The 21,349-nt window shown below is 45.3% G+C and carries 14 protein-coding genes and 2 pseudogenes; 4 read left to right on the top strand and 12 right to left on the bottom strand.

The window, feature by feature from the left end; genetic code table 11:
* Positions 1–246: 246 nt before the first annotated feature.
* On the bottom strand, positions 247–1,653 hold the full coding sequence (locus AC1DM9_RS08575) for a sialate O-acetylesterase (RefSeq protein ID WP_477549399.1): 1,407 nt from the start codon (positions 1,651–1,653) through the stop codon (positions 247–249).
* A 263-nt stretch (positions 1,654–1,916) separates the two neighbouring features.
* Between AC1DM9_RS08575 and AC1DM9_RS08570 the strand changes: the two genes are divergently transcribed.
* Positions 1,917–3,410, top strand: a complete 1,494-nt coding sequence (locus tag AC1DM9_RS08570; RefSeq protein ID WP_477579475.1) for a stalk domain-containing protein — start codon at positions 1,917–1,919, stop codon at positions 3,408–3,410.
* Between the two features lie 73 nt (positions 3,411–3,483).
* On the opposite strand, the gene AC1DM9_RS08565 is transcribed toward AC1DM9_RS08570, so the two are convergent.
* Together AC1DM9_RS08565 and AC1DM9_RS08560 are read right to left on the bottom strand one after the other, a co-directional pair.
* The gene (locus AC1DM9_RS08565; RefSeq protein ID WP_477579770.1) at positions 3,484–4,164 is read right to left on the bottom strand and encodes a vWA domain-containing protein; all 681 of its coding nucleotides are present in this window, start codon (positions 4,162–4,164) and stop codon (positions 3,484–3,486) included.
* Between the two features lie 63 nt (positions 4,165–4,227).
* Positions 4,228–4,746, bottom strand: a pseudogene (locus tag AC1DM9_RS08560) (TerD family protein); the annotation flags it as partial.
* A 188-nt stretch (positions 4,747–4,934) separates the two neighbouring features.
* Here AC1DM9_RS08560 and AC1DM9_RS08555 point away from each other — a divergent pair.
* Entirely contained in the window at positions 4,935–5,342 is a 408-nt protein-coding gene (locus tag AC1DM9_RS08555; protein WP_477579474.1) for a hypothetical protein, read from the top strand.
* A 100-nt stretch (positions 5,343–5,442) separates the two neighbouring features.
* Here the strand turns inward: AC1DM9_RS08555 and AC1DM9_RS08550 are convergent, their stop codons facing one another.
* Complete coding sequence (locus AC1DM9_RS08550; protein ID WP_477579473.1) at positions 5,443–6,300, bottom strand: helix-turn-helix domain-containing protein; 858 nt, start codon at positions 6,298–6,300, stop codon at positions 5,443–5,445.
* Positions 6,301–6,358: 58 nt separating this feature from the next.
* On the opposite strand from AC1DM9_RS08550, the gene AC1DM9_RS08545 reads away from it, so the two are divergent.
* On the top strand, positions 6,359–7,168 hold the full coding sequence (locus AC1DM9_RS08545; RefSeq protein ID WP_477579472.1) for a phytanoyl-CoA dioxygenase family protein: 810 nt from the start codon (positions 6,359–6,361) through the stop codon (positions 7,166–7,168).
* A 69-nt stretch (positions 7,169–7,237) separates the two neighbouring features.
* Here AC1DM9_RS08545 and AC1DM9_RS08540 read toward each other — a convergent pair whose 3' ends face one another.
* The 7 genes from AC1DM9_RS08540 to AC1DM9_RS08510 form a co-directional block, all read right to left on the bottom strand.
* Positions 7,238–8,293, bottom strand: a complete 1,056-nt coding sequence (locus AC1DM9_RS08540) for a glycoside hydrolase family 88/105 protein (RefSeq protein ID WP_477579471.1) — start codon at positions 8,291–8,293, stop codon at positions 7,238–7,240.
* Positions 8,294–8,335: 42 nt separating this feature from the next.
* Positions 8,336–10,081: a hypothetical protein gene (locus AC1DM9_RS08535; protein WP_477579469.1), complete on the bottom strand. Its 1,746-nt coding sequence runs from the start codon at positions 10,079–10,081 to the stop codon at positions 8,336–8,338.
* A 129-nt stretch (positions 10,082–10,210) separates the two neighbouring features.
* Positions 10,211–13,918 carry an Ig-like domain-containing protein gene (locus tag AC1DM9_RS08530; protein WP_477579467.1) on the bottom strand — a complete coding sequence of 1,236 codons (3,708 nt, stop codon included), beginning with the start codon at positions 13,916–13,918 and terminating at the stop codon, positions 10,211–10,213.
* An 83-nt stretch (positions 13,919–14,001) separates the two neighbouring features.
* The gene (locus AC1DM9_RS08525; RefSeq protein ID WP_477579465.1) at positions 14,002–15,594 is read right to left on the bottom strand and encodes an extracellular solute-binding protein; all 1,593 of its coding nucleotides are present in this window, start codon (positions 15,592–15,594) and stop codon (positions 14,002–14,004) included.
* A gap of 25 nt (positions 15,595–15,619) precedes the next feature.
* Positions 15,620–16,516: a carbohydrate ABC transporter permease gene (locus AC1DM9_RS08520; protein WP_477579463.1), complete on the bottom strand. Its 897-nt coding sequence runs from the start codon at positions 16,514–16,516 to the stop codon at positions 15,620–15,622.
* A 2-nt stretch (positions 16,517–16,518) separates the two neighbouring features.
* Positions 16,519–17,376, bottom strand: coding sequence for an ABC transporter permease (locus AC1DM9_RS08515; protein ID WP_477579769.1), 858 nt, complete (start codon positions 17,374–17,376; stop codon positions 16,519–16,521).
* A gap of 352 nt (positions 17,377–17,728) precedes the next feature.
* Complete coding sequence (locus AC1DM9_RS08510) at positions 17,729–20,053, bottom strand: helix-turn-helix domain-containing protein (RefSeq protein WP_477579461.1); 2,325 nt, start codon at positions 20,051–20,053, stop codon at positions 17,729–17,731.
* A 491-nt stretch (positions 20,054–20,544) separates the two neighbouring features.
* Here AC1DM9_RS08510 and AC1DM9_RS08505 point away from each other — a divergent pair.
* Positions 20,545–20,845 (top strand): annotated as a pseudogene (locus AC1DM9_RS08505) (sensor histidine kinase); the annotation flags it as partial.
* A 44-nt stretch (positions 20,846–20,889) separates the two neighbouring features.
* Here AC1DM9_RS08505 and AC1DM9_RS08500 read toward each other — a convergent pair.
* Complete coding sequence (locus AC1DM9_RS08500; protein ID WP_076265747.1) at positions 20,890–21,216, bottom strand: antibiotic biosynthesis monooxygenase; 327 nt, start codon at positions 21,214–21,216, stop codon at positions 20,890–20,892.
* Positions 21,217–21,349 lie beyond the last annotated feature (133 nt).

The following is a 21,349-nucleotide window of genomic DNA, read 5'->3' as shown; positions in this document are numbered from 1 at the left end:
TCTTGCAGATGTTTTGCTATACTTGTATATTACTGCGCCGTTCCTTCTTCAACAATGGCTCTGATTATCATCTTTGTGTCTGAAATTGATATATCCGTCATTATAAAAAAAGACTGCTAACCTCAGCATTACCTGCTCGTTCAACAGTCCTTGCTTATTTGACTTCAAATTTAAAGCGTCTATTTCTACTCCAACCGCTCTCTTACACTGTAATCTGAAAATATAGACTAGCTACTTTATAATCGTTTATATTTCAGCAACCGCTTTCACATTGTAAAAAGCCAGCATCGGCAAATAAGTCCCCGTATCAATCAGCATCTGAGATGCCGGATTCGTCTGATATGCACCATGAACACTAAGTTTGCCGCTTGGCTTTCTCGATAATTTAAGCAACACTTCATTCCTTGATATAATTGTCCAGCCATTCAATAGAATAGCACCCTCTTCGTCCTCTATACCAAACAAATCCGCTTGTGGATTTATCGCAAATAGTCGTTCCGATACATGCTTAAAGCGCAGCTTAATGGCATGTGAATTCGATTCATGTTCCTGTATGTAAATGGCATGTTCCAAATTAGGCGAGTACGCCTGCCGCTGTAAACCATATACCGCTTGCAATGCTATATTCGCCGCACGGCTCCCAATTATTAAATTTCCTGCAGGGCTGTTGTGAATATCGTCAGACATTGGACAATCAAGTGAAGGTATGACAGAAACCGAAGGTATGGATATTGCAGCTTGCCGCTGTGCTTCGCGCACCTTCCCCCATTGTTTGTCGTGATGCTCTTTGTCTTCTTGAATATTGGTGAAGCGGTTAAGCTGGACCGTTATAAAGGGAAGCTCAGTTATGTTCAAATCCTTACGCCAATATTGAACAACCTTTGTAAAACGCTCCAAGTAAGTATCGGCGCTTTCAGAATTGCAGTCGGAACTGCCTTGGTTCCATACCACGCCAGCCACTTTGCCGCCGCAGCGCTGCACCGTTTCGATCATATTTCGATAAAGATGACCTTCTTCATCAGGATTCCAAGCACGAAGCGCAGAACCGCCAAGAGCCGTTTGTACGAAACCAATAGGATAATGGAGCTCATTTTGCAACAACTTGCCAAAATGCAGCCACGGACTATGTGCTGGATTTACCCACTCCATATTCACCTCATGGATTGTTGCCGTGGAGTCGTTGAACGGATGCGTTGCGAGATCCCACAATCCGTTATTTCTTAGCAAATGAACCCCTAGCATCGGACTATCTTCTACCGTTCCTCTTCCATAACCTGCCGCATTGCTTTGACCGGCTATGATCCATAAATCTCCAACACCGATATGATGGATCATATCTCCGCGTATCGCTCCTGAACCAAGTAGCGCATTCTGATCATGCTGCAAGCAAGTTTCCAAGCGGTATAAACCACCAGTCGGAACATGCAAGCTAACTCGCCATCCATTCTCACCCACCATTTCACATGGTGTCCAGCTTAATACATCTCTACCGTTATTCTCATGAACCACTCTTGCAAACACTTGGAATGGACCAATGTGCACTGCCTGGTCCACTTCCCAAGTGCCCGATAACGCAAGCTTACCTCTTCCGTCTACTTGCTGAATAATTTCCCAAGCCACAGGACCTTTCTCCAAAAAAACGCCAAATGACATGATCAACAAAACCGCCTTTCCTATTTCGTTCTCCTTACAATAGTACTCTTCTTCTTGAATGACTTATATAACAAGTTGGCAATTATTTATTCATTAGCTGTTTCTTTATGCGCGGCCAAAAGTTTCCAAAAAAAGTGAAACAAAAAATGGAAATTTATCGTTTAGAATGTAACATACATCATCGGCATCTATACATTAGGACCAATTTAATACCCATTCAAACAATTGTAATCGCCTAAATGCAAAAAAAGGAGTGCTAACCTTTGAAAAAACGTATTTTCACAAAAGTATGCCTTGCGGTTTTATTAGCATTATCACTAACACCTCTCAGTAATTTAAAGGCTGCAGAAAGCAGTTCCAATTCGCTCACAGGATTTACTCAGGTCGAAATGGCTGGTAACGTAGCATTAGCGTTAGACAATCAAGGAATGGTATGGGCATGGGGCAATAACTTTGCTGGTCAACTGGGAGATGGAACCATTGGTTTCAAATCGGCTGCGGTACTTGTATTCAGTGACGTTGCTAAAGTTCAAGTCACAGGCTTTTACAGCCTCGCACTCAAAAAAGATGGTACAGTGTGGTTCTGGGGCGGGAACGGTGATGGCGTAAGCGGTTTTGATACCTATGATACAAACGCACAAGCTATTGTAACAAAACCTAAAATGGTTAATGGTCTTTCAGATGTTATCGATATTGCTGCAAAAGAAGACCATAATCTAGCATTAAAGTCAGATGGCACGGTATGGTCATGGGGGAACGGCGGGTTGGGTCAATTGGGTCGCATGGACATCAGCGCCTATAAGCCTGAAGATTATCGCAAACGCGTCAGTGAACAAAATATTCCAAAGCAAGTTGCTGGACTAAAAGATATTGTCTCCGTCCACGCAGGAAGCTTCCTTTCAGCAGCAATTAATGCGAAAGGAGAAACTTGGATTTGGGGTCATTACAATGGATGGGGCAGCGATACAGGAGATTTGATGAGTCCATTTAAGCTACCTGGCATTTATGCTAAAAAAGTTTCTGCCACATGGGAAAAATCGATTGTTCTCGACATGGATGGTACAGTGTGGGAAATAAACAAAGGTTTAAAACTCAATAAACTTCTAACATCGGCTTCTGATATAAGCTGTGGAACATTTAGCTGCGCAGCACTTCATTCCGATGGAACATTATGGGGTTTATATAATAATTCCAAAGATTTAGTTGATCCATCACCCATTGCAGGCATCTCGAATGTGAAACAATTTGCGATCCATTCACTTAATCAAGATTTTTTTATTATTTTGAAGGCAGACGGAACTCTATGGTCTAAACAACCATTCGGATATGGAACAGGCAGTGAAACCATTATGGACTATTACAATCAAATGAATATTCCTTCAAGTGAAATGGTTTCAAAGCTGCGCCAAGTGAAGAAAGCCATCACAGTAAAGCTCGACGGAAAGACGATAACGCTCACTTCTAATCCCTATATTTACAAAGGCGTTACTTTCGTACCGCTTCGCAGTACATTTAATGAACTAGGTGCAAAAGTGGAATACGTAAAAGGGAAAATGACCATATCGGATGCTAACCATACACTGAATCTCACCATTAGAGAGAAAGAAGCGTTTATCGATGGCAAGCCGATAACATTAGACTATCCTCCGATGATTATCGATACGATGACCATGGTTCCCTTGCGTTTTGTTATTGAAGGCCTTGATCGTAAAATTGATTGGGATCCTGATAATCGAGTTATTTCCATAAGCAAATAAACAAAAGCCACCAGACCTAATGATCTGGTGGCTTTGATTTTCCATTGTCGTTACTGTAAATAAAAAATGCTAATTAATTTGGTCTAACGATCCTCTTCGCTTTCGCAGCTTCCAACCAGCTCGGAAATTCGTTTAATAGCTGATCATACAATAATTCATCAGATACAGCTGCTATATCATCCAAATGTATAAAGTTTGCGTTATCGACAATCCGGCCTTCCATGGTGTCTAGCTGCTTCAACACCTCAAAATCGGAATGACCAATGCCAACGAACTGCCAGAAAATCGGCTGAACCGCTGCGGCAGTAATGACCTTTTTAATCGGTTTTACGACTCCGCCATCATTAATGAATATAATAAATACTGGCGTGGCCGCTTCCTCTTCCACCGTATATTTACGAATGACATCTTCCATAACTGGAGGTTCATTGTTGCGCCCAAACTTATGTATGTTGTTATTATCCAATATTCTTCGTTGGACATATTGATCAAAATCTTTTTCTGAAACAGAAGGCAATCGGCTAAAATGAGTATCATAAACCCAGACATCGAGCATCCCGTTATCATCAAATTTACTGGCAACCGCGAGAATTCGTTCCACTACTTCCTGCACGGTGCCATTTCTGTATAATGGCTGCATAGAACCTGAAATATCAAGTACAATACCTACTCTAGCCGCAACACTCGTTAATTTTTTCTTCTCCAACGTAATTTGAACGATCTTTTTCCGCAAATCAATGGATGATAAAGTCATTTCGGCTGCAGCAGCTGCTACCTCTGTTTCTTCCCTCTCAATCTCTAGACCAAAGCTTGTACATAACGCTTCAAGCCCTCCGTAAAAACCGCTCCCAATTGCATTAAACTTCCACTCACCGTTATATCTATACAATTCACCGACAACTACAGCCGTTTCCTTTGTAAACGCCAAGCCATAATCAAATCGGAACAACTCTTCATCTGTACTTCCATTTACTAGTCGAATATATAAATGCGATGCGTTTTGCATAAAATGGCCAAGCCGTTCGCCCTCATGGATCGTCACTGTAAAAGCTATTTTTTCCGTATTTTTACTCAGCTGCTTCAAGTGTATCGTGATTGCTTCCTTGTCACCGCTCTTCTCTGTCACATCATGCGAAATCGAACCATCGTGTGCTTGTGGATTGCCATAAAATATAAAATGTTCATCTCTCTCGCAGATATTTCGATCAGATAATAGAAAAGCAGCAGCATCGATGCTCATCGATGATTCTCTAGACGTCCAACCAAATTGAACTCTCACAGATGTAAGTTCGCGTCCTCTAGTGATATCTACCTTTTGACCCTTCGACAATAACATACATCCCGCTCCATTTCGATTTAACTAGTATTCTTCACTCTATTATCTACGAAACTATGGCTAAAGTCCTCCTCCAAACTATCCATTTTTTTCAAAATGTTCGTTTACAAAAGGATATAATTATTATAAAATTCTTTATAACGAACATTAAGTTCGCAATTAGAGCGGGGACGGGAGGTGTTGATGTCATGTCCAAATTCAAAAAAATCTTATCACTTACGTTGCTGATCACCATCTGTATGTATCCTGCTTCCGCATTTGCTGCATCCAGTAAAGAACCATACGATGAAAAGAAAGGTTTCTTATCAAGTATCTTGTCTGTGTTCTCCATTACGAAAAGTACAAACAACAGCAATAGCAGCAACAACAACAGCAATAATAATAAGCAAAACAACAACAAGAATACTAATAACAATAATCATTCAAACCAACCAAGCAATAATAAGAACGACAAAGATTGGGACAAGAAAGGCTGGTTTGACTGGTTCGACAACGATGATTGGTTCGACAATGATGATTGGTGGGATGATATCTGTTGGTGGGATAAGCATAAGGACGATTCATTCAAAATTTGGGAGCGTTATTATTGTTATTGATACCAGCTTGTCCGGTAACCGTTGGGTAAAACCAGCGGTTATTTTTTATTTATGCTCCTTAAGGAAATTTATATGGCATTTATTGTCGAAATAGATTCGCTTAAATCGTATAAGCTTTCCGATAAGAGGACGGGTTCATGCCAAACGATTTCTTGAAGCTTTTGCTCAAATGATGCTCATCCGTAAACCCGCACTGCTCCGCTATTTGCGCAAGCGTTAATGAAGAATTGACTAGCATAAGCTTAACCTTATCCATTCTTAGATTGGCGGCGTACGAACTTGGTGTCGTTTGAAATTCCTGCTTAAACAGCCTGGTCAATTGCACTTGGCTGAGGCCAAGCTCCATCGCGATCGCCTTCAAGGAAACGCCCTCTTCCGCTTGCTGCTGAAGCATATGTACCACGCGCTGCAGGACCTGGTTCTCGCTATATAAATAATTTATCTTACGATTCATGCTTTCAATCTGATAGACATACATCAAATCCCTTAACAGATGTTGCTTGTATTTCAGCGCCAGACTAATCTTCACATAACGAGCTTCGCGAAGCAACGAAAGTGTAGAACTCATTCTTTTTTTGTTCAGCAGAATAAGCTTTCCTGTAGGGGGCACAGTGGTGTTGTCCTCCCCGGCAGCGCTATCTGCATTCCGCCACTGAAACCCGATGAGATGAAATGACAAGCCATCTGTTTTACGGTAAAAGGTCATATGGGGTGGACAAAGCACCATCTCCCCTTTTACAGCTCTCTCGCTCCTCGAATTTCCCATTCTATACTCAAAGCCGCCTTCTTCAACAATGAATAAAGCCCAGTGATCGTAAGTATCCTCTGTCTTCTGAAAATGCGCAGCATCCTTCACGAACACATGGTAAATCAGCTCGGGCTCGCGAAACCAAGGCTTGTCCAATTCCATCATCCCTTTTATGAAATTATTTACAAGAAAGTTGATTAATCTATACATTATACAACGAAAATTTGTCGAATATAATAAAATTAATTACAAGAAGGAGGAGAGGCTAATGCGTACAGCTTCGCTAAATATTCCAGAATTAATGAGCCGTTTTCATGAACAAGGATACTTGGTTTTACCCGATATACTTTCACAGGAAAAGGTATCCCTCCTGAATTCAGCTATCGATGAGGTCCTTGCAGAGGAGGAAGATACGTTCGCTCATAATATTTATAATAGCGTCTCTCGGCACACTGAAATTGCCTCATTGATCGATCACAAAGAAATCCTTCCCTTAATCGTTAATTTGCTTGGACATAATATTCAGCTGCATATTTCTCATCTAACCGTGAGAAAACCTAATCCAAATGATATAAAGACGGCTTCCCACAGCTTTATCGATTGGCATCAAGACGGCCCTCATCCACAGTTTCCGGTTATTGCAGGCTTAACGGCTACTTATTATATAAAAGTCTGTTACATTTTGAGCGATATGACAAAGCCGAACCGCGGCAATACAAAGGTTATTCCGGGCAGCCACAGGCAGCCCTATAATCCGAACCATAAGGATGTGCGCCAGCAATTGGATGGCGAGGTACAAGTGTGCGGAAAGCCGGGTGATGTATTTATTTTCGCACAAAATTTATGGCATGCCGGATCGATCAATCAATCCGAATTTACAAGAAGGCAGCTCTTTCTCGGCTATAGCCCGATCTGGATGCGTCCGATTGACTATCATCAGGCAGACGAGCATCTATTAAAGGATGCCGATCCGATCCGCCGTCAACTGCTTGGACAAATCAGCGACAATAAATTCAAATTTTATGTCCCGGAAGAATCGATGGTACCGCTCAAAAAGATGGTTATCAACAGCGTCTGATAGAGCCGAAGCTGGGCACACATAAGGACCGTTTGCTCACCTCATCGTGATGCAAACGGTCCTTTTAAATCAGCTTGAGATGTCCGATAGCTCCGACAGCAGCATAAGTACAAGTCCCTGCCCATAAAGCGTTGGATAACAAGCGATCTCATTGTAAGCTTCGATTGAAGGCATGATTGGTGTCCCGCCGGACACGCCCATGACTTCCCCGCTCGGCTTTATTTTAAGAAGAATAGCATCTGCCGCAAGGTAGGCAGCATTCAAATAATCCGCATCGAGCAAGCCTTGACGTACCGCTTTCACAATGCCGCAAGAAATGCCGGCGCTGCCCGACGTCTCCGAATAAAATTCAGGACGGTCAAGCACCGTTGCCCATAGGCCTTCCTCATGTTGATAGCGAATAAGGCTGCGCATGAGAAATTGATAACGTTCGAGCGTTTCCTTCGGAACAACTGCTAAACCTTCCAGCTCTTCTACTATCATCGGCACCGCCACCGCTATCCACGCATTAGCTCTCGTCCAGCAGGCAGCCGAAAGATGGTTCCGTGCCTCCGAATTCCAGCCATGAAACAGCACACCCTTATCCTCATCCTGCAGCAGCGTTAAATGCAGCTCCACCTGACGTACGGCCTCTTTCGAATAATCCACATTCCCAGTGAGTTTCGCTAGTTTAGCCAAGAACAAAACCGCCATAAAAATAGTATCCGCCCATACCTGCTCCGGGAATTTCACATTTTCCGTAACCGTATGCTCGAAGGCACCTTCCCTTGTACGGGGCGCCTCCGTCATCATCCATTGTCCAATCCGCTCTGCTGTCTCCAAAAAAACAGGGTCATGCGTATGCTCATAAAGCGCTGGAAAAACCGTATATGGCGCCATCGCATTGATGACTCTGATCTTCTCCGCAAGGTGTAAATTATTTTGCGACCATTTTATTAACTCCGTCATCGTCTCTGATTCACCTGTAAGCTCATAATAAGACAGCATCGCAATGACGCCGACTCCCGGCACCCAGTCCCAATGGTTCAAATCCATGCCCCAACTACCGGAATGTTCCTCCAGCATATAGTGATATACACGATCAGCCGCCTGCTTCACTATTTCCCGCGATAACTTCGTTTTCATGCCCGCTCCTCCACCTCCATTAAATGATGCAGCTTATCCGTTTTATACTGATGGTGATGCTGCTGGCTTCAATGCTAAGGATAGCTTAATTGGATCATCACTGGTTGCGGCAGCATTCTGTTTGCTTGAAAATCTAGCTGCTACAGCATCATCATAGGCCTCTACTATAATTTCCGGCTCTGCTTCACCAATTACTAGCGAAAAAAGAAAAGCTGCTTTGCCCATCTTCTCAAAATCAATTGTACTGTCCTCTACTGCATGTAAAATATGGTCGAAGCAAAAGCTGCTGCTGTTCCTCGCGAGCTCCCACTTCCAATTGTCTTTTTGTTTATCGTCATGCTCCTCCGTCCCTGCACCAAATGCCGTAAACAAAATACGCAGAGCAACTTTGCAGTCACCGATTCTAACCTCCGCTCTTTCCCCGCTCACTTCCGCGTCTACATTATCCAAGCAACCGCCAAGCTCTACCCGAATTCGCAAATCAGATGCAGCTATGCAGCCATTTATTCGATCAAGGCTCGGATGAGTATCTCCTCCATCAGTTAGAAAACAGATGCCGAGCAGCAGTCTACTTCCCTCTACTCTACTGTTCAGTACAGCTGAGCAATAATCATAGCCGTCATGCAGGACGCGCAGCTTCAAATAAGCCGCCTCTCCACCATTATCAAAGAAAATAAGCAGCGGTCTTGTTTGATTCCACATAATTTCCTCGCTGGACACACCAATCGCAAAGGAAGAGGTCATGTAGGTTGTTGCGCACTTTTCCTGCCCGGTCTGTTCATTTCTAGAATAGAGCTGCTGGAGCAGCCTTTCCTCAGACTGTGTGAAAAATGGATCATACTTGTGCGGACAGCAAATCCCGCTCCCAAACCACTCCGCATCATACGGCTGTTCATTCTTAAATGTAAACACAACCCTATTGTTTGTAGCGATTTGCAAAAACGACTTCGCCATATCCGTTAGCAGCGTACTGTAGCTCCGGCTGTGCGGGCCGGACCACTGCTTCGTCGCCGGATGAAAATGCTCTGCTACCATGCGCCATGCACTATCGAGCAAATCTTCCGCAAGCGCTTTAGCCTGAGTGCTCGCCGTCATCTTATAAATTTTGGACAGTTCGGTGATGGCGATAACCGTATAAGTCGGACTGTTAAACTCATGAAACGTCCCTAGCTGATTCGTAAATGCATGGAGCTTTTCCAGCCTTCGAATACCATAATCGGCCAATTCTGGCTCAGCGTATGCTTCGCCCGCGATAAGCGTGACCAAAGCACCCATTAGTGCGATATTCGTATAATTTGGACCTACATCCCGCTTCATAATGGCATCGCATGCGCAGAATACAGCATGACGGATCAGCTCTCGCAGTTCCATAGGTAATCTGTCCCCATGCCGGACTTCGATTTGAACGAGCTGTTTCCCGCAAAAATCAGCCCAGTTCCAATCTGGCGGGGACATTTTCGCAAGCGGCTCCTCGTAAAACCATGACCATATGCCATACGTTAGGTGTGTAGGATTTTGGTCTTGCAGTGAAATCACTTTGCGTATGACTTCATAAGCTCGCGTGGTATAATCCGGCAAACCGCTGTCAAGCAAAGCCAGTGCATAAAGAAGAGAAGGATATGTAGGGTGAACAAGTGGGAACTCCTCAACCGTAAGCGTCGTATGGTAGCCGGGACTATGAAAGGGCAGCTCAAGCATGTTGACTTCCGGGTCAAAAAACGGCTCCCAGTGATGGATTTTTCCGAGCAGCAGCAGCTTATGATCCATTGGATTGTTCGTCTTATCCATATATCCCATCCTCTCAATTACGGTATCCTAGTTGGCGCCAATGAAGTAACAGAGAGCAGACCGCCATTAAGGCGAACTGCTCTCTCCTGCCATTCAACGTGTATCGGTTAAGCTCTGTTCTCTGGCGCTTTAGTCAGTTGGCGCCGGAGTCACTGGATTCGGAGCAGCTTCAGAGCTTCCCGGCTCTGGCGTTTCACTAGGTACTGGCACTACCGTTTCACTTGGTTCTGGAGATTCAGTCGACCCCGGCTCCACGATTTCAGTAGGCACAGGTGTCCCAACCTCCGGGTCAACAACTGGAGCAGCTGTGACTGTAACGATGCAGCTGGCTGTAAATAAACCATCCATCGTCGTTACCGTTATCGTTGCCGTACCCACTCCGACAGGCGTAACTTCCCCTGCATTTACTGTCGCAACATTCGGGTCGCTTGTTGTCCACGTTACCTCTTTACTCGCAGCATTCTCTGGCGTCACCGCTGCAAGAAGTGCAACTGCAGGGTCACTCGCAGTCATCTCAAGTAGGCTTCTGTCAAGCGTCACACCGCTAACGCTTGCTGATCCAGCCCCGCCAATCAACATAGGCTTAAATAGTTTAGACTGTTTATTGGATCCGATGCCTCCGCCCCACTCCAGCCATCCTTTGCGTCCATTGCCGTCATTCTCATTCACAAGAGCGGACAAGCTTAAAATCCCGTCACTTGGAACAATTGGCGACAATTCCGTCCAAGGCAATGCGAGCCGGTAGATCGTATCCTTGTTTGTTTCATCTCTAGTAATCTGGAGCTGGCGATTTGTAACCGGCCCGGTCAATACGCCACTCATCGCCATCCACCGATATAATTCCGGTCCGTCTGGCGTCAGCGCCATTCCGTATTCATACCATTCCGCCGCCTCTCCCGGCGTTCCCAAAGAAATAGCGAATTGAATGCTGTCTCCGCTCCAAATCGCATCTCCTGATTTGGTTTGCGAGAATAGATCGTCATGGATCTTTGCCGACAGATAGAGGTGGTCATTATCATACGTAACCCATAGCTTACCGCTCAAATCCTCCGGCCCATTATGCGGCACCACTCTTGAATGGCCTTCCTCAAACAGGTCGATGCCAGGGAGATCGGTTACATCGTCCAGCGACCCATCCACCTGCACCGTGCGGTTAACGATGGGCGTCATACTTGCGATAGCGATTTTGTTCAAGTTGCCTGAAGAAGACAATACGGTGCCATCATCCAAATAGACGGTAAGCTGGTGAGGCGTTAAAGTTCCATCGGGCAGTGCCGGTATTGGAAGATCAATTGTATAATCCGTAAAACCAGGCAGCACCGTATTATAAGTTTCTGATTCGGTGTTTGCACCCACCTGCCAATCGATCTGTGTCAACCGCCTATCGACCGGTTTTGTATTATCGATTCGAACTCTCAGGAAGTTTCTGCCCTCCTTCAGCACATGTTTGACAGAAAGCTCCTCCGATTGCTTGATCACCACTGTATTTTTTAACGCTCCGATTTTTTTGCCGCCAACGACAAGCTCCGCCGTCGCCGTATAGCTGCCAGGCTCACCTATTCCTTGAAATACGGCAGGATAGGTGCCGACCGAAGAAGCCTGTATATTTTGAATGGATCCTTGCAATTGAATGCGAGCGCTTAGCGGATTCCAAGATGATGCTTTGTATACGGATAACGTTACGCTGATAGGATCACCGGTAAAGGAAGGTTCGCTCTTAAGCCTGTATTTGCTTCCTTGAATGACTTTATCGATTTTTCCTTGGATGAATAGAGGCTCGCTTGAAGCCGTAATGTAAATTTCCCCGTCCTTTGGCGTATAGGTAGCTGAACGGCCCATCATGTCCGTTACGACCAGCGGTCCATTTGTTTTCAAAGTCAGATCGGTTTCGGTATCCGTCCCTGACCAAAGCACATGAATCGATTTCTGGTCCTTCTTAAATTTATAGCGATAGATGCCGTTCGTAATCTCCTGACCGGTTAAGCTTGCGCCAGTCAACTGCCGCGCTACCGTGGCTAACGCCACATAACCCGGTTTTGGCGTATACGCGCCGAGCGGATCACCGCCATTATGAATAATACCGAAGTTATGCTCGTTATATTTCTTATCCGTTCCGTCGTCCATCAGATCGTACCAGAAGATTTTCTCCACTCCTGCTGCCATGCCAAGTACATAGGTGCGAATCAAATAGGCAGCCTGTGTCTTCTCATCCACCCCGCGGGGGTCAAGCTGCGTCGGCCATCCAATTTCCGAGAACCAGATGGGTTTCGTCTGTCCGTTGTTATAGGTTTTCACCAGTTGATTTAATGAGGCTACCTCGTTAAGCAGTCCTTCCGGCTTATCGGGATAACGGTAAGGATGTACGGATAAGGTGTCCATGTAGTTTAACCCTCCGAGCTGGAACAGATCTTCAAGCCACTCGGCTGGAATGCCTGCGGTCGCGCCTCCAAGCACATTCAGATCAGGGCGCACCGATTTGGCAGCCTCATAACCTGCTTTCATTAGATTGAAGTATACTTCGGGCTGTGATGCAGCCGGCCCATTCCCTCCAAATCCGGGCAGGTTGAACTCGTTCCACATCTCCCCCCATTTGATTTGGCCGCCGAATCGGTTCAGTACGGATTTCGTATAATTCGCATAGGCGGCGTGAGCTTCTGCCGAATAAGGCGTTTGAAAATTATCATAAAATTGATTGGAAAAAGCGAAGGTCATCAGCGGATCAATGCTGTTCTCCAGTAGCCCCTCCATATAGAGTGTAAATTTCGGGCTATAGGTGTAGATGCCTTTTTTTAGCTCGATCTCAGACCAAAACATCGCATCCCTCACGCTTTTGGCTCCGGCATACTTGACCAAAGGAAGCATCTCACGGTTCCAGCTATGTGCAAAATGCGTCTGTACGCCAAATGGTGATGCCGTCACCGCTGCCAAATCAAAAGTTGGCACAGCCGCGAATGTCGTCTCTGTTGTTTTAAGCAAAGTTCCCGCTTGATAAGCTGATAGTTTTAAACGATAATAGCCATCTGATTGTACCGGCACCTCAAGCCTGATCTTGCCTCCGGTAACCGGCGCGATTCCAATTGAACCGGGCTCTCCCCAAGCATCATAAGTTTGCCATGTGACGGTATCTCCCGTCGTTAATACATCAAAAGTGCCTTTGCTTGCACCCGCAAATACGTTGCCAACTTGCGTTTGAGCGATGGCTAAATCAGGTACAGTCACCTTGATTCGGAGATCGTCAAGCCATACCGAGCCGCTCTTAAGCCCCGTGCGCAGTCCCGCCCGTGCCACCTTGATCGTCATCTTCTTAAGCGACGGATGAAAGGCTCCGTCATTGGCGCCTCCCCAGTGCGTATATTCGCTGCCGGCATTAAAAGTATTCACGGTAACCTTCTGCCAATCCGTTGTCGGCTGAAGCACCAGCCTTTGCGAGTGGTTTTGGTTCGTTCCGTCCATTAGTACAATATAAATCGATGCAGCATCCGCAGTTTTCACCCAAAAGGATAAGCTTACTGCATCCGCCGGAACTATTCGTTTCGTCAGATACCGCTCCAGTGCAACGTAAGAGCCGCCGCCATTAAAATCGCCAGTCACCTTGGCCGAGGAAAGACCTGTTTTAAATACAGACTGATCTCTTGTAAAGCTTCCTTGTGCCCCGGGAAATTCGGCGCCCAGCAGGAAGTCCCATACTTCGTCGGAGCTCTCATAATCACCAGCTTGCAGCTCTGCGACCACCGCTTCTGCAGCCGCTGCATGTTCATTTTTGCCAAGCGTACCAGATGCCGTCATGATCAATGCAAAGACGAGGAATAATGAAAAAACTTTTTTCATGGTCATCATTTTCCATCCATCCTTTGCTACTCGGATCGGCGATTAACCCTTCCCGAAAAAGTAACTCCTGCATTCGGGAAGGGCCTTCCCCTCTACTTCAGATGCTCTTTGTTCGTTTCATACCACTCCTGCACTAACTTCTCTACATTTTCACCGCCCAAACGCTTCCATTCCTTACGAATATCCTCCATTCCAGCCTGCGGTGTAAGCGCGCCTCCTCCAGTTACGATCTTGGCTTCAATTTGCTGCGCAATCGGAGCGAAGGTAGCAATCAGTTGGCTTACCTCAGGCAGATCAGGATTATAGGCAATATCCCGTCTGTATTTATTTTTCATTGCAATCTCAAGACCAGCTGCTTTAAGCACGGCCTGCTCTTGAGAAATCGGATCCTGCGCCGCCATCACCGCATACCATTCCGGCTTCGGATCCCATTCGTTCAAGATCGCATACTCTCTTGCATAAAACACTTCCTTCTTGAACTTATCAGCGTCGGTCTTCTGTGGAACTTCTCCCACGAGCTTATAATGAACGTCCTTCTCTCCGATTCTGAGCGGCTCCCAGCCCTTCTCCAGCATCCAGTCCAAAAATTTGACGCCTGCTTCGATTTTGTCCTCTTTCATATTCGTATTAAAAGCGATATACATATTGGCCGGCACTTCCTGATAAAGGCCATTTTTTCCATACTTCGAAGAGACAGGCTCCAAAGGCACCACTTTTGCATCCGGCACATTTTTCTTCAAATCAACAAACTCTGCGCCCATTGACCATGAGCCAAGATAAATACCCGACTTGCCTGTCGTCCAAAGCTGCAGCGAGCGCTGAAAATTCGTATCCGTAATGTATTCCTTATCGATTAATCCTTCGTCAAAAAGCTGCTTCTGCAAAGCAAGCGAATCGGTATATCGATCCAGTATCCGTCCGAACGTGAGCTTCCCATCTTCCAGATACCATTGGTTCTCGTTATTGAAGAAAAGGGCTCTTAAAATTTGCACTCCGTTGTAATTAAAGGTGATTGGAACCGTGTCTGCCGTGCCGTTGCCGTCCGGATCGCCCTCTTTGAACTTTCGTGCAACCTCAATTAATTCTTCAACTGTTGTCGGAGCTTTCAAACCTAGCTTATCCAACCAATCCTGACGAATCATAATGCCATGATTGGCTATCGTTTCTTGTCCGCGCGCACTTGCAACCGCATACATTTTTCCATTTATCGTTAGGAAGGGTTTAAGTTCTGGATGCTTAGCCAAATAAGCTTTGTACGTTGTGCTGTATTTTTCGATATATTCGTCGATTGGCTGAATCGCTCCCTGTGCAGCAAGCTGGCTAATATAGCTGCGGTCATATTCCCATATGAGATCCGGAGCCGTGCCCGATGCAATCAGCGTGTTTAATTTTTGCTGTACCTGCGTACGCGGCACGGGTACCCATTTGACCTTTGAAGGAGCATTCTCATTGATCCACTTCGTCCAGCGGTTGTTTTCGTAGCTGCCTTCCTCCGATGACACTTCGCCCCGGTCAAGGATAGATACGCTAATCTCTTTCTTTTGCTCTACCACTGGTGCTGGCGCATCCGTTTTATTCGGTACAGCAGAAGGTTTAGTCGGCTCGGATTTCCCCGTGCAGCCAACCAGCAGTACAACAATTAAGCTAGCCATCATGATCAAATTACGAATTTTGTTCCCTTTCATCAAATACATCATCCCCTTTTCCTTATTAACCTTTAACCGAACCGATCAAGACACCTTTTACAAAATGTTTCTGAAGGAACGGATATACGCATAGAATCGGCGTGACCGCAATGACGATGGCCGCAGCTTTGATGCCTTCGGGCGTTAACAAGATTTGCCCCGCACCCTCGCTTCCCCCAGTATTGTTAAGCAGGCTTGCATCCACTTGATTAATCATCTGATACAGCTTCACCATCAAGGATTGTGACGTCGTTTTTGTTATATAAAGAAGAACGCTGAAATAGGAGTTCCACCAGCCAACGGCGTAGAACAACGACAAGGAGGCGATGATCGGCTTGCACAGCGGAAGCATGATCTGCATTAAAACCCGCCAATCTCCAGCTCCGTCCATAGCAGCCGACTCTTCAATTTCATCCGGAAGGCCTTCCATGAACGTTTTCATCACGAACATGTTATACGTGCTGATCAGCCCTGGCAGCCATAATGCCCAGTATGTGTCCATTAAGCCCAGCGTCTTGACGAGAATAAAGCTCGGAATGATCCCAGAAACGAATAACATCGTGAACGTAACGAACATTAGCAGTCCGCTGCGTCCCATCAAGCGGCGTCTTGAAAGTGGATAGGCAGCCAGTATCGTCATGATCATGTTCAACGCGGTACCAACAACCGTGATCAAGACCGTATTTCGCAAGCCGATCAAAATTTGTCCGTCATCAAATAGCCGATCGTAAGCGTGCAGATTGAATTCAATTGGCCACAGCATCACTTCTCCGGCTGTAATTGCCCGGCTGCTGCTAAAGGATGCTGCCACCTCATACCAAAGCGGGAACAGGGCGATTAAGGACGAGAGGCCAAGAAACGTATAAAGGATGATTTTGCTAATCGATGACAGTACAAAAGCTGCGGCAGCATTCCTTTTCACCGTTACCATAACCCCCTTTCGCCGAACTTTCGGATGATCCCGTTAACGCCCACGACTAGAATAAAACCAATCAAGGACTGGAATAACCCAAGTGCTGTCGTGTAGCTGTAATTCATATTTTGCAAGCCGACCCGGTATACGTAGGTGCTGATGACATCCGCTACATCCAGCACAGATTGATTTTGAAGCACCAGCGTTTGTTCAAGGCCAACATCCATCATATGCCCCATCCGAAGGATCAATAAAATGGCAATCGTGCTGCGAATGCCGGGAAGTGTAATATGCCAAATTTGCCGCAGCTTGTTTGCACCGTCGATTTTGGCTGCTTCATAGAGCTGGGGATCAATCGAAGCCATCGCTGCTAAATAGAGAATCGTCCCCCAGCCCGCTTCGCGCCAAATACCGGATAACGTATACACAACAGGCCACCAAGTCGAATCCGCCATAAAATAGACGGGCTCGATGCCAAATTGTTTTAGAATCAGATTCACGACGCCTGTGCTTGGCGATAGGATCGCAATAACGATACCGCCCAGCACAACCCAAGAGATGAAGTGAGGCAAATACAACAGGTTCTGGATCGTCCTTTTGTACCATTCTCTGCGCACCTCGTTAAGCAGCAAGGCAAGGAGGATAGGTACCGGAAAACCAAACACGAGACTATAGATGTTCAGTAGCAGCGTATTTCTAAGAATTCTCCAAAAATCCAAGCTTGCGAACAGCATTTGAAAATGATGAAAACCGGCCCATTCGCTTCCCCAAATTCCATCAATAAACCGGTAATTTTTGAATGCGATAATCTCGCCCGCCATCGGTGCGTATTTAAAGATGACATAAAACAAGATGACAGGCAGAAGCATCAAATATAAGTGACGATCCCGCTTAAGCCGTATCCAAATCGTCCTCCCCCCCTTTATGTTCCGTCTACAATTCGATCGTACACAAAGCTCGGGAAGCTGAATATAGACATGTTCTGTGCCAGGTGTCTTTTATTGTGAAATGGCCCAGTCACCTTTCTTGAACAGGTTCATTCTTTTGCTGTGACACGAAAGAAATCCCGCCATTACAAGTAAAAACCCCTTCAACTTCTGGATGTTGAAGTAGCTTTGACGGAGAAATATAAGCCTTTTATAAGCTATCAAACTTATAGATTCTTATAGTACAAGGAAAAAACCGGGGCAACGCCTCCGCTTAGGAAGTGTGCCACCGGTCTTACGTTCGCTCTGTGCCTTGCCCTGTTTGTTTGCTGATGGCATGTTCGCGGAACTCTGTAGGTGTCATCCCTGTAAATTTTTTAAACGTCCGCAAGAAGCTGCGGGTATTCATGTATCCAATTGCTTCGGCGATATCGTTCACTTTTTTATCCTTGTTAGCGAGCAGTGCTTTCGAGGCGTCAATTCGAATTTCGATTAGATAGTCGATAAAATTTCGCTCGGTGTATTCTTTAAACTGCTTGCTAATATAGGTTGGGCTCAAATGAAACTGTTCAGCGAGCCGATCGAGCGACAAATCATTTTCATGGTAATGGGCTTGAATGTAGGTAAGCATTCGCTCAATCGTGTCATTTTTCCCTCTCAGGCTTCGTTTGCTCGTAAGCTTAGCAGCTAGCTCCTCAAGAACAGCGAGGACGAGGGCCTCTGCTTGCTTCCAATCCTCACTGTGCTCAATCTTCTCATAAATGCTATCCAAGTTGCCCATCGACTCCTCGGGACCGATTCCGATTGCATCAGCAACCTGCAGCGCCTTCACGATTAAATCGAACGAAAACTGGCGGATGAGGTCAGGAGGCAAGCCTAGTTCCACCGCCTTCTCGAAGGCTTGGTGCACATCCTCCTTTATTTTATCCGTATCCGTCTGTTTGAGCGCCTCCATAATTCGAGTTGCCTTCCGATTCAAACGGTAATAGTCTTGACTGTCCGGCGGTTGCAAATCCTCGATTGAAATGACGGAATGGCTGCCAAAAAGCATCTTGTAGCGGAGCGCCTTGCGCGACTCGCCGTAGGAGCTTTGAATATCGCCGAGTTCCTTGACTCCTCTGCCTACACCCACCGTAGCGACTAATCCGAATTGCTTCTTAATTACCTCAAGTATCCATTCCAAAATTGCGAGCGCGCGCAAATGGTTTTGTTCCGCTTCGCCTTCTGCGAAACTAAAGACAAGCGCCGCTCGTCCGCCGCCTAAATCGATTGCGACTCCAGCATCCTCTTTGCCCATCATCTCCTCCGCCACGTTGCAAAACACATACGTATACAACGTTTCATCACGCAGGCTTAAGCAGCCTTCTGGTTTCGCAATTTCTGCCGTACATACAAGGTAGCGCTCTGAATAGAGCTTAATGCCTGTAAATTCAAAGTGATGCCGCAAAGCTTGGTAGTCCGTTCGGTAGCCGGTCAGCATATCCATAATCAATCTCCATTTGAGCACGGATTTGGAATCCCGCACATGCTTCTCCAAATGCTCCCGATCCTCCATCATTTGCTCAAACACCGTCTCCAAATAAGTGAATCCCGCCGTATCAAATCCACGCTTCTTATCTGGCTGGTAGGTGCCTGAAAGCTTGCTGACCAGTCGATCAAGCGGCTTGAAGGTTAAGCGATTGACGTAGAACAACACAATTAGCGCTAGGACAATCATTACGCCAGCCAATATAAATAAAAGATTGCGGGTAATCTGAAGCGGCTCGTAAATTTGTGATTCCGGCATGATGCTGACCATTTTCCACCCCGTATAGGCGGAAGTCCTGTAAAATACCGTTTGCGGGATGCCGTCCAGCTTGACTGATAGGGAGCCGCTGCCTTCTGCTGAGAGTACGTTTCTCATATAGGGTAATTGCTTTAAATTTTGGTAAAGGAGCGTTTTGTCATCGTGGCTGACGACTTTTCCATCTGCGTCGAATATAAACAGATGGCCAGCCGAGCTTTCCTCATAGACCGATTTAATCATATCGTAGAGAACAACCTCGTTAATGTTAACGGCAACGATGCCATTACGATAACCGGGACTGCTGAGCGTTGGGTAGGAGCGCACCAGTGTCACAACGTTTTGAGTTGTCGTTCCATCCCACACCGGATGGGTCGTCATCCACTTGAAGTAACCCGGCATGTCCATGTAATCAGCCAACCAGTTGTCTACCGATGAGATATCATTCATATAAGCCTTTTCGGTCAAAATATCGCCGTTTACAGCAGAGTAAACAAAAATGGATGAGAATGTGGGATTCGCGTTAATAAAGTTTTTTAATTTTGTTGTAAGCCCATAATAGTTGCTGTATTTTTGGGCATCGTCATTGTAGCTATCCAGCATGAAGTAGACAAATTCGAGTTCTTCCATAAGTGCGAGCAAATCTTTCTCGGTTTGACGGAACGCCACTTCAATCTTTTGGTCTACTTGCTTGAGTAGAGCGAGATTCGTATTGGTCAGATCCGCCTCAAGCGGACCAACCGTACCCCGATAGGACAACCAAAAGGTTAAGACAATAATCAGCAGAAATGTGCTTCCGTAAATGATCATCACTTTTCCCGAAATGCTGGATTTCATTCAAAACCTCCTCACGGGATGCAGCTTGTTCATTACTATATGCATCATATGAGTTTGGCATTATACATTCATAGCCAGTATCATCATTCCTACTAGTGTGCTTCTCATATTCATTATGACTTTCTCGTCTATTGCATTAATGATGATATTTATAAAAAATGTATTATCAAAATATGAAGATACCATTTTATTATTGTTAGCAGCTGCGGGTGTCGCATCAGGTATCATCCGGGGTATCATCAAATCCACTGGGTTAATAAAAATCGGCTAATACCCTTTTGATATGCTTGCTGCTTTTCTCGGATTTGCTGCTTATTGGTTTAAGCGTTATTTTCAAAATACCGTTCGAATGATCAAGCTTGCAAAAGGCTGATAAAACGGAAGATGAATTTTGGTGAATACTTCTTATGAGCTGCGAACTCCCCTACGAGGCGCAATCCGTCATGGAGCGATCAGATCAGGCTGCCGATCACAAAAATACGAATCAATTTGTATCTATTGCACATGAGCTAGAGCTCGTTCAAGCTTACTTGTATATCGAGAAGGAACGTTTTGCTGAACGTTTAGAGATTATCTGGGAAGTACATCGAAATATCGATTGCAGATGATGGAATCGGAATGGACGAAGAAGAATTGGGGCAACTGTTGGATGGGAAGTATAACGAACAAAGAGGAATTGGTTTATTGAATACGGATCGCCGATTAAAACAGTTATATGGCCATGGACTTGTCATTACAAGCAAACTTAATTTTGGAACCACGGTATCATTCCAGATTCCCAAAAATGAATAAATAAAAAAAGCGACATTGCCCGCCAAGGGTAAGTCGCTTTCTGTTTATTTGCCAAAAGTACCTGGTTTGATTTTTTTTACATCATACATATTTACCGATGAATCAACGATATATGAAGGACGCTGCTCATCTTTTTTGTTCCGATGGCCAGCAATATGGACGGGATCTTTCTCCCAGTTTTTCCAAGCTTCATCAGACTCCCAACGGATCATAATAACAACTTCTTCCGTTTCTTTTGCTTTTCTATTCACCATAATATTAATATCGATAAGACCTTCCTTGCCATCAATATAGCCCTCTTGCCCAAAATTGTCGACAACTTGCTGTGAATTTCCCTTTTCCACTACAATTGATCTCAATTGAATGAACACAGAAATCCCTCCTATATCATTTTAAAAACTATCATTTAACTATATCGATAACGATTCTCATTGTCAAATGTACATTGTTAAAATGTTCCTATTCTGGTGACTTGTTTTTCTTCCCTTCCCTTCTGAATTAAGG

This window comes from Paenibacillus sp. 01T431 (genome assembly GCF_056398625.1).
This window is presented reverse-complemented; position numbering and strand designations above follow the sequence as displayed.

Coding starts and splice junctions, on each gene's coding strand:
- AC1DM9_RS08525 (WP_477579465.1), bottom strand. CDS start 15,594: ATGAAAGGGAACAAAATTCGTAATTTGATCATGATGGCTAGCTTAATT.
- AC1DM9_RS08550 (WP_477579473.1), bottom strand. CDS start 6,300: ATGTATAGATTAATCAACTTTCTTGTAAATAATTTCATAAAAGGGATG.
- AC1DM9_RS08515 (WP_477579769.1), bottom strand. CDS start 17,376: ATGCTTCTGCCTGTCATCTTGTTTTATGTCATCTTTAAATACGCACCG.
- AC1DM9_RS08540 (WP_477579471.1), bottom strand. CDS start 8,293: ATGAAAACGAAGTTATCGCGGGAAATAGTGAAGCAGGCGGCTGATCGT.
- AC1DM9_RS08575 (WP_477549399.1), bottom strand. CDS start 1,653: ATGTCATTTGGCGTTTTTTTGGAGAAAGGTCCTGTGGCTTGGGAAATT.
- AC1DM9_RS08565 (WP_477579770.1), bottom strand. CDS start 4,164: ATGACTTTATCATCCATTGATTTGCGGAAAAAGATCGTTCAAATTACG.
- AC1DM9_RS08530 (WP_477579467.1), bottom strand. CDS start 13,918: ATGATGACCATGAAAAAAGTTTTTTCATTATTCCTCGTCTTTGCATTG.
- AC1DM9_RS08555 (WP_477579474.1), top strand. CDS start 4,935: ATGTCCAAATTCAAAAAAATCTTATCACTTACGTTGCTGATCACCATC.
- AC1DM9_RS08510 (WP_477579461.1), bottom strand. CDS start 20,053: ATGAAATCCAGCATTTCGGGAAAAGTGATGATCATTTACGGAAGCACA.
- AC1DM9_RS08535 (WP_477579469.1), bottom strand. CDS start 10,081: ATGGATAAGACGAACAATCCAATGGATCATAAGCTGCTGCTGCTCGGA.
- AC1DM9_RS08545 (WP_477579472.1), top strand. CDS start 6,359: ATGCGTACAGCTTCGCTAAATATTCCAGAATTAATGAGCCGTTTTCAT.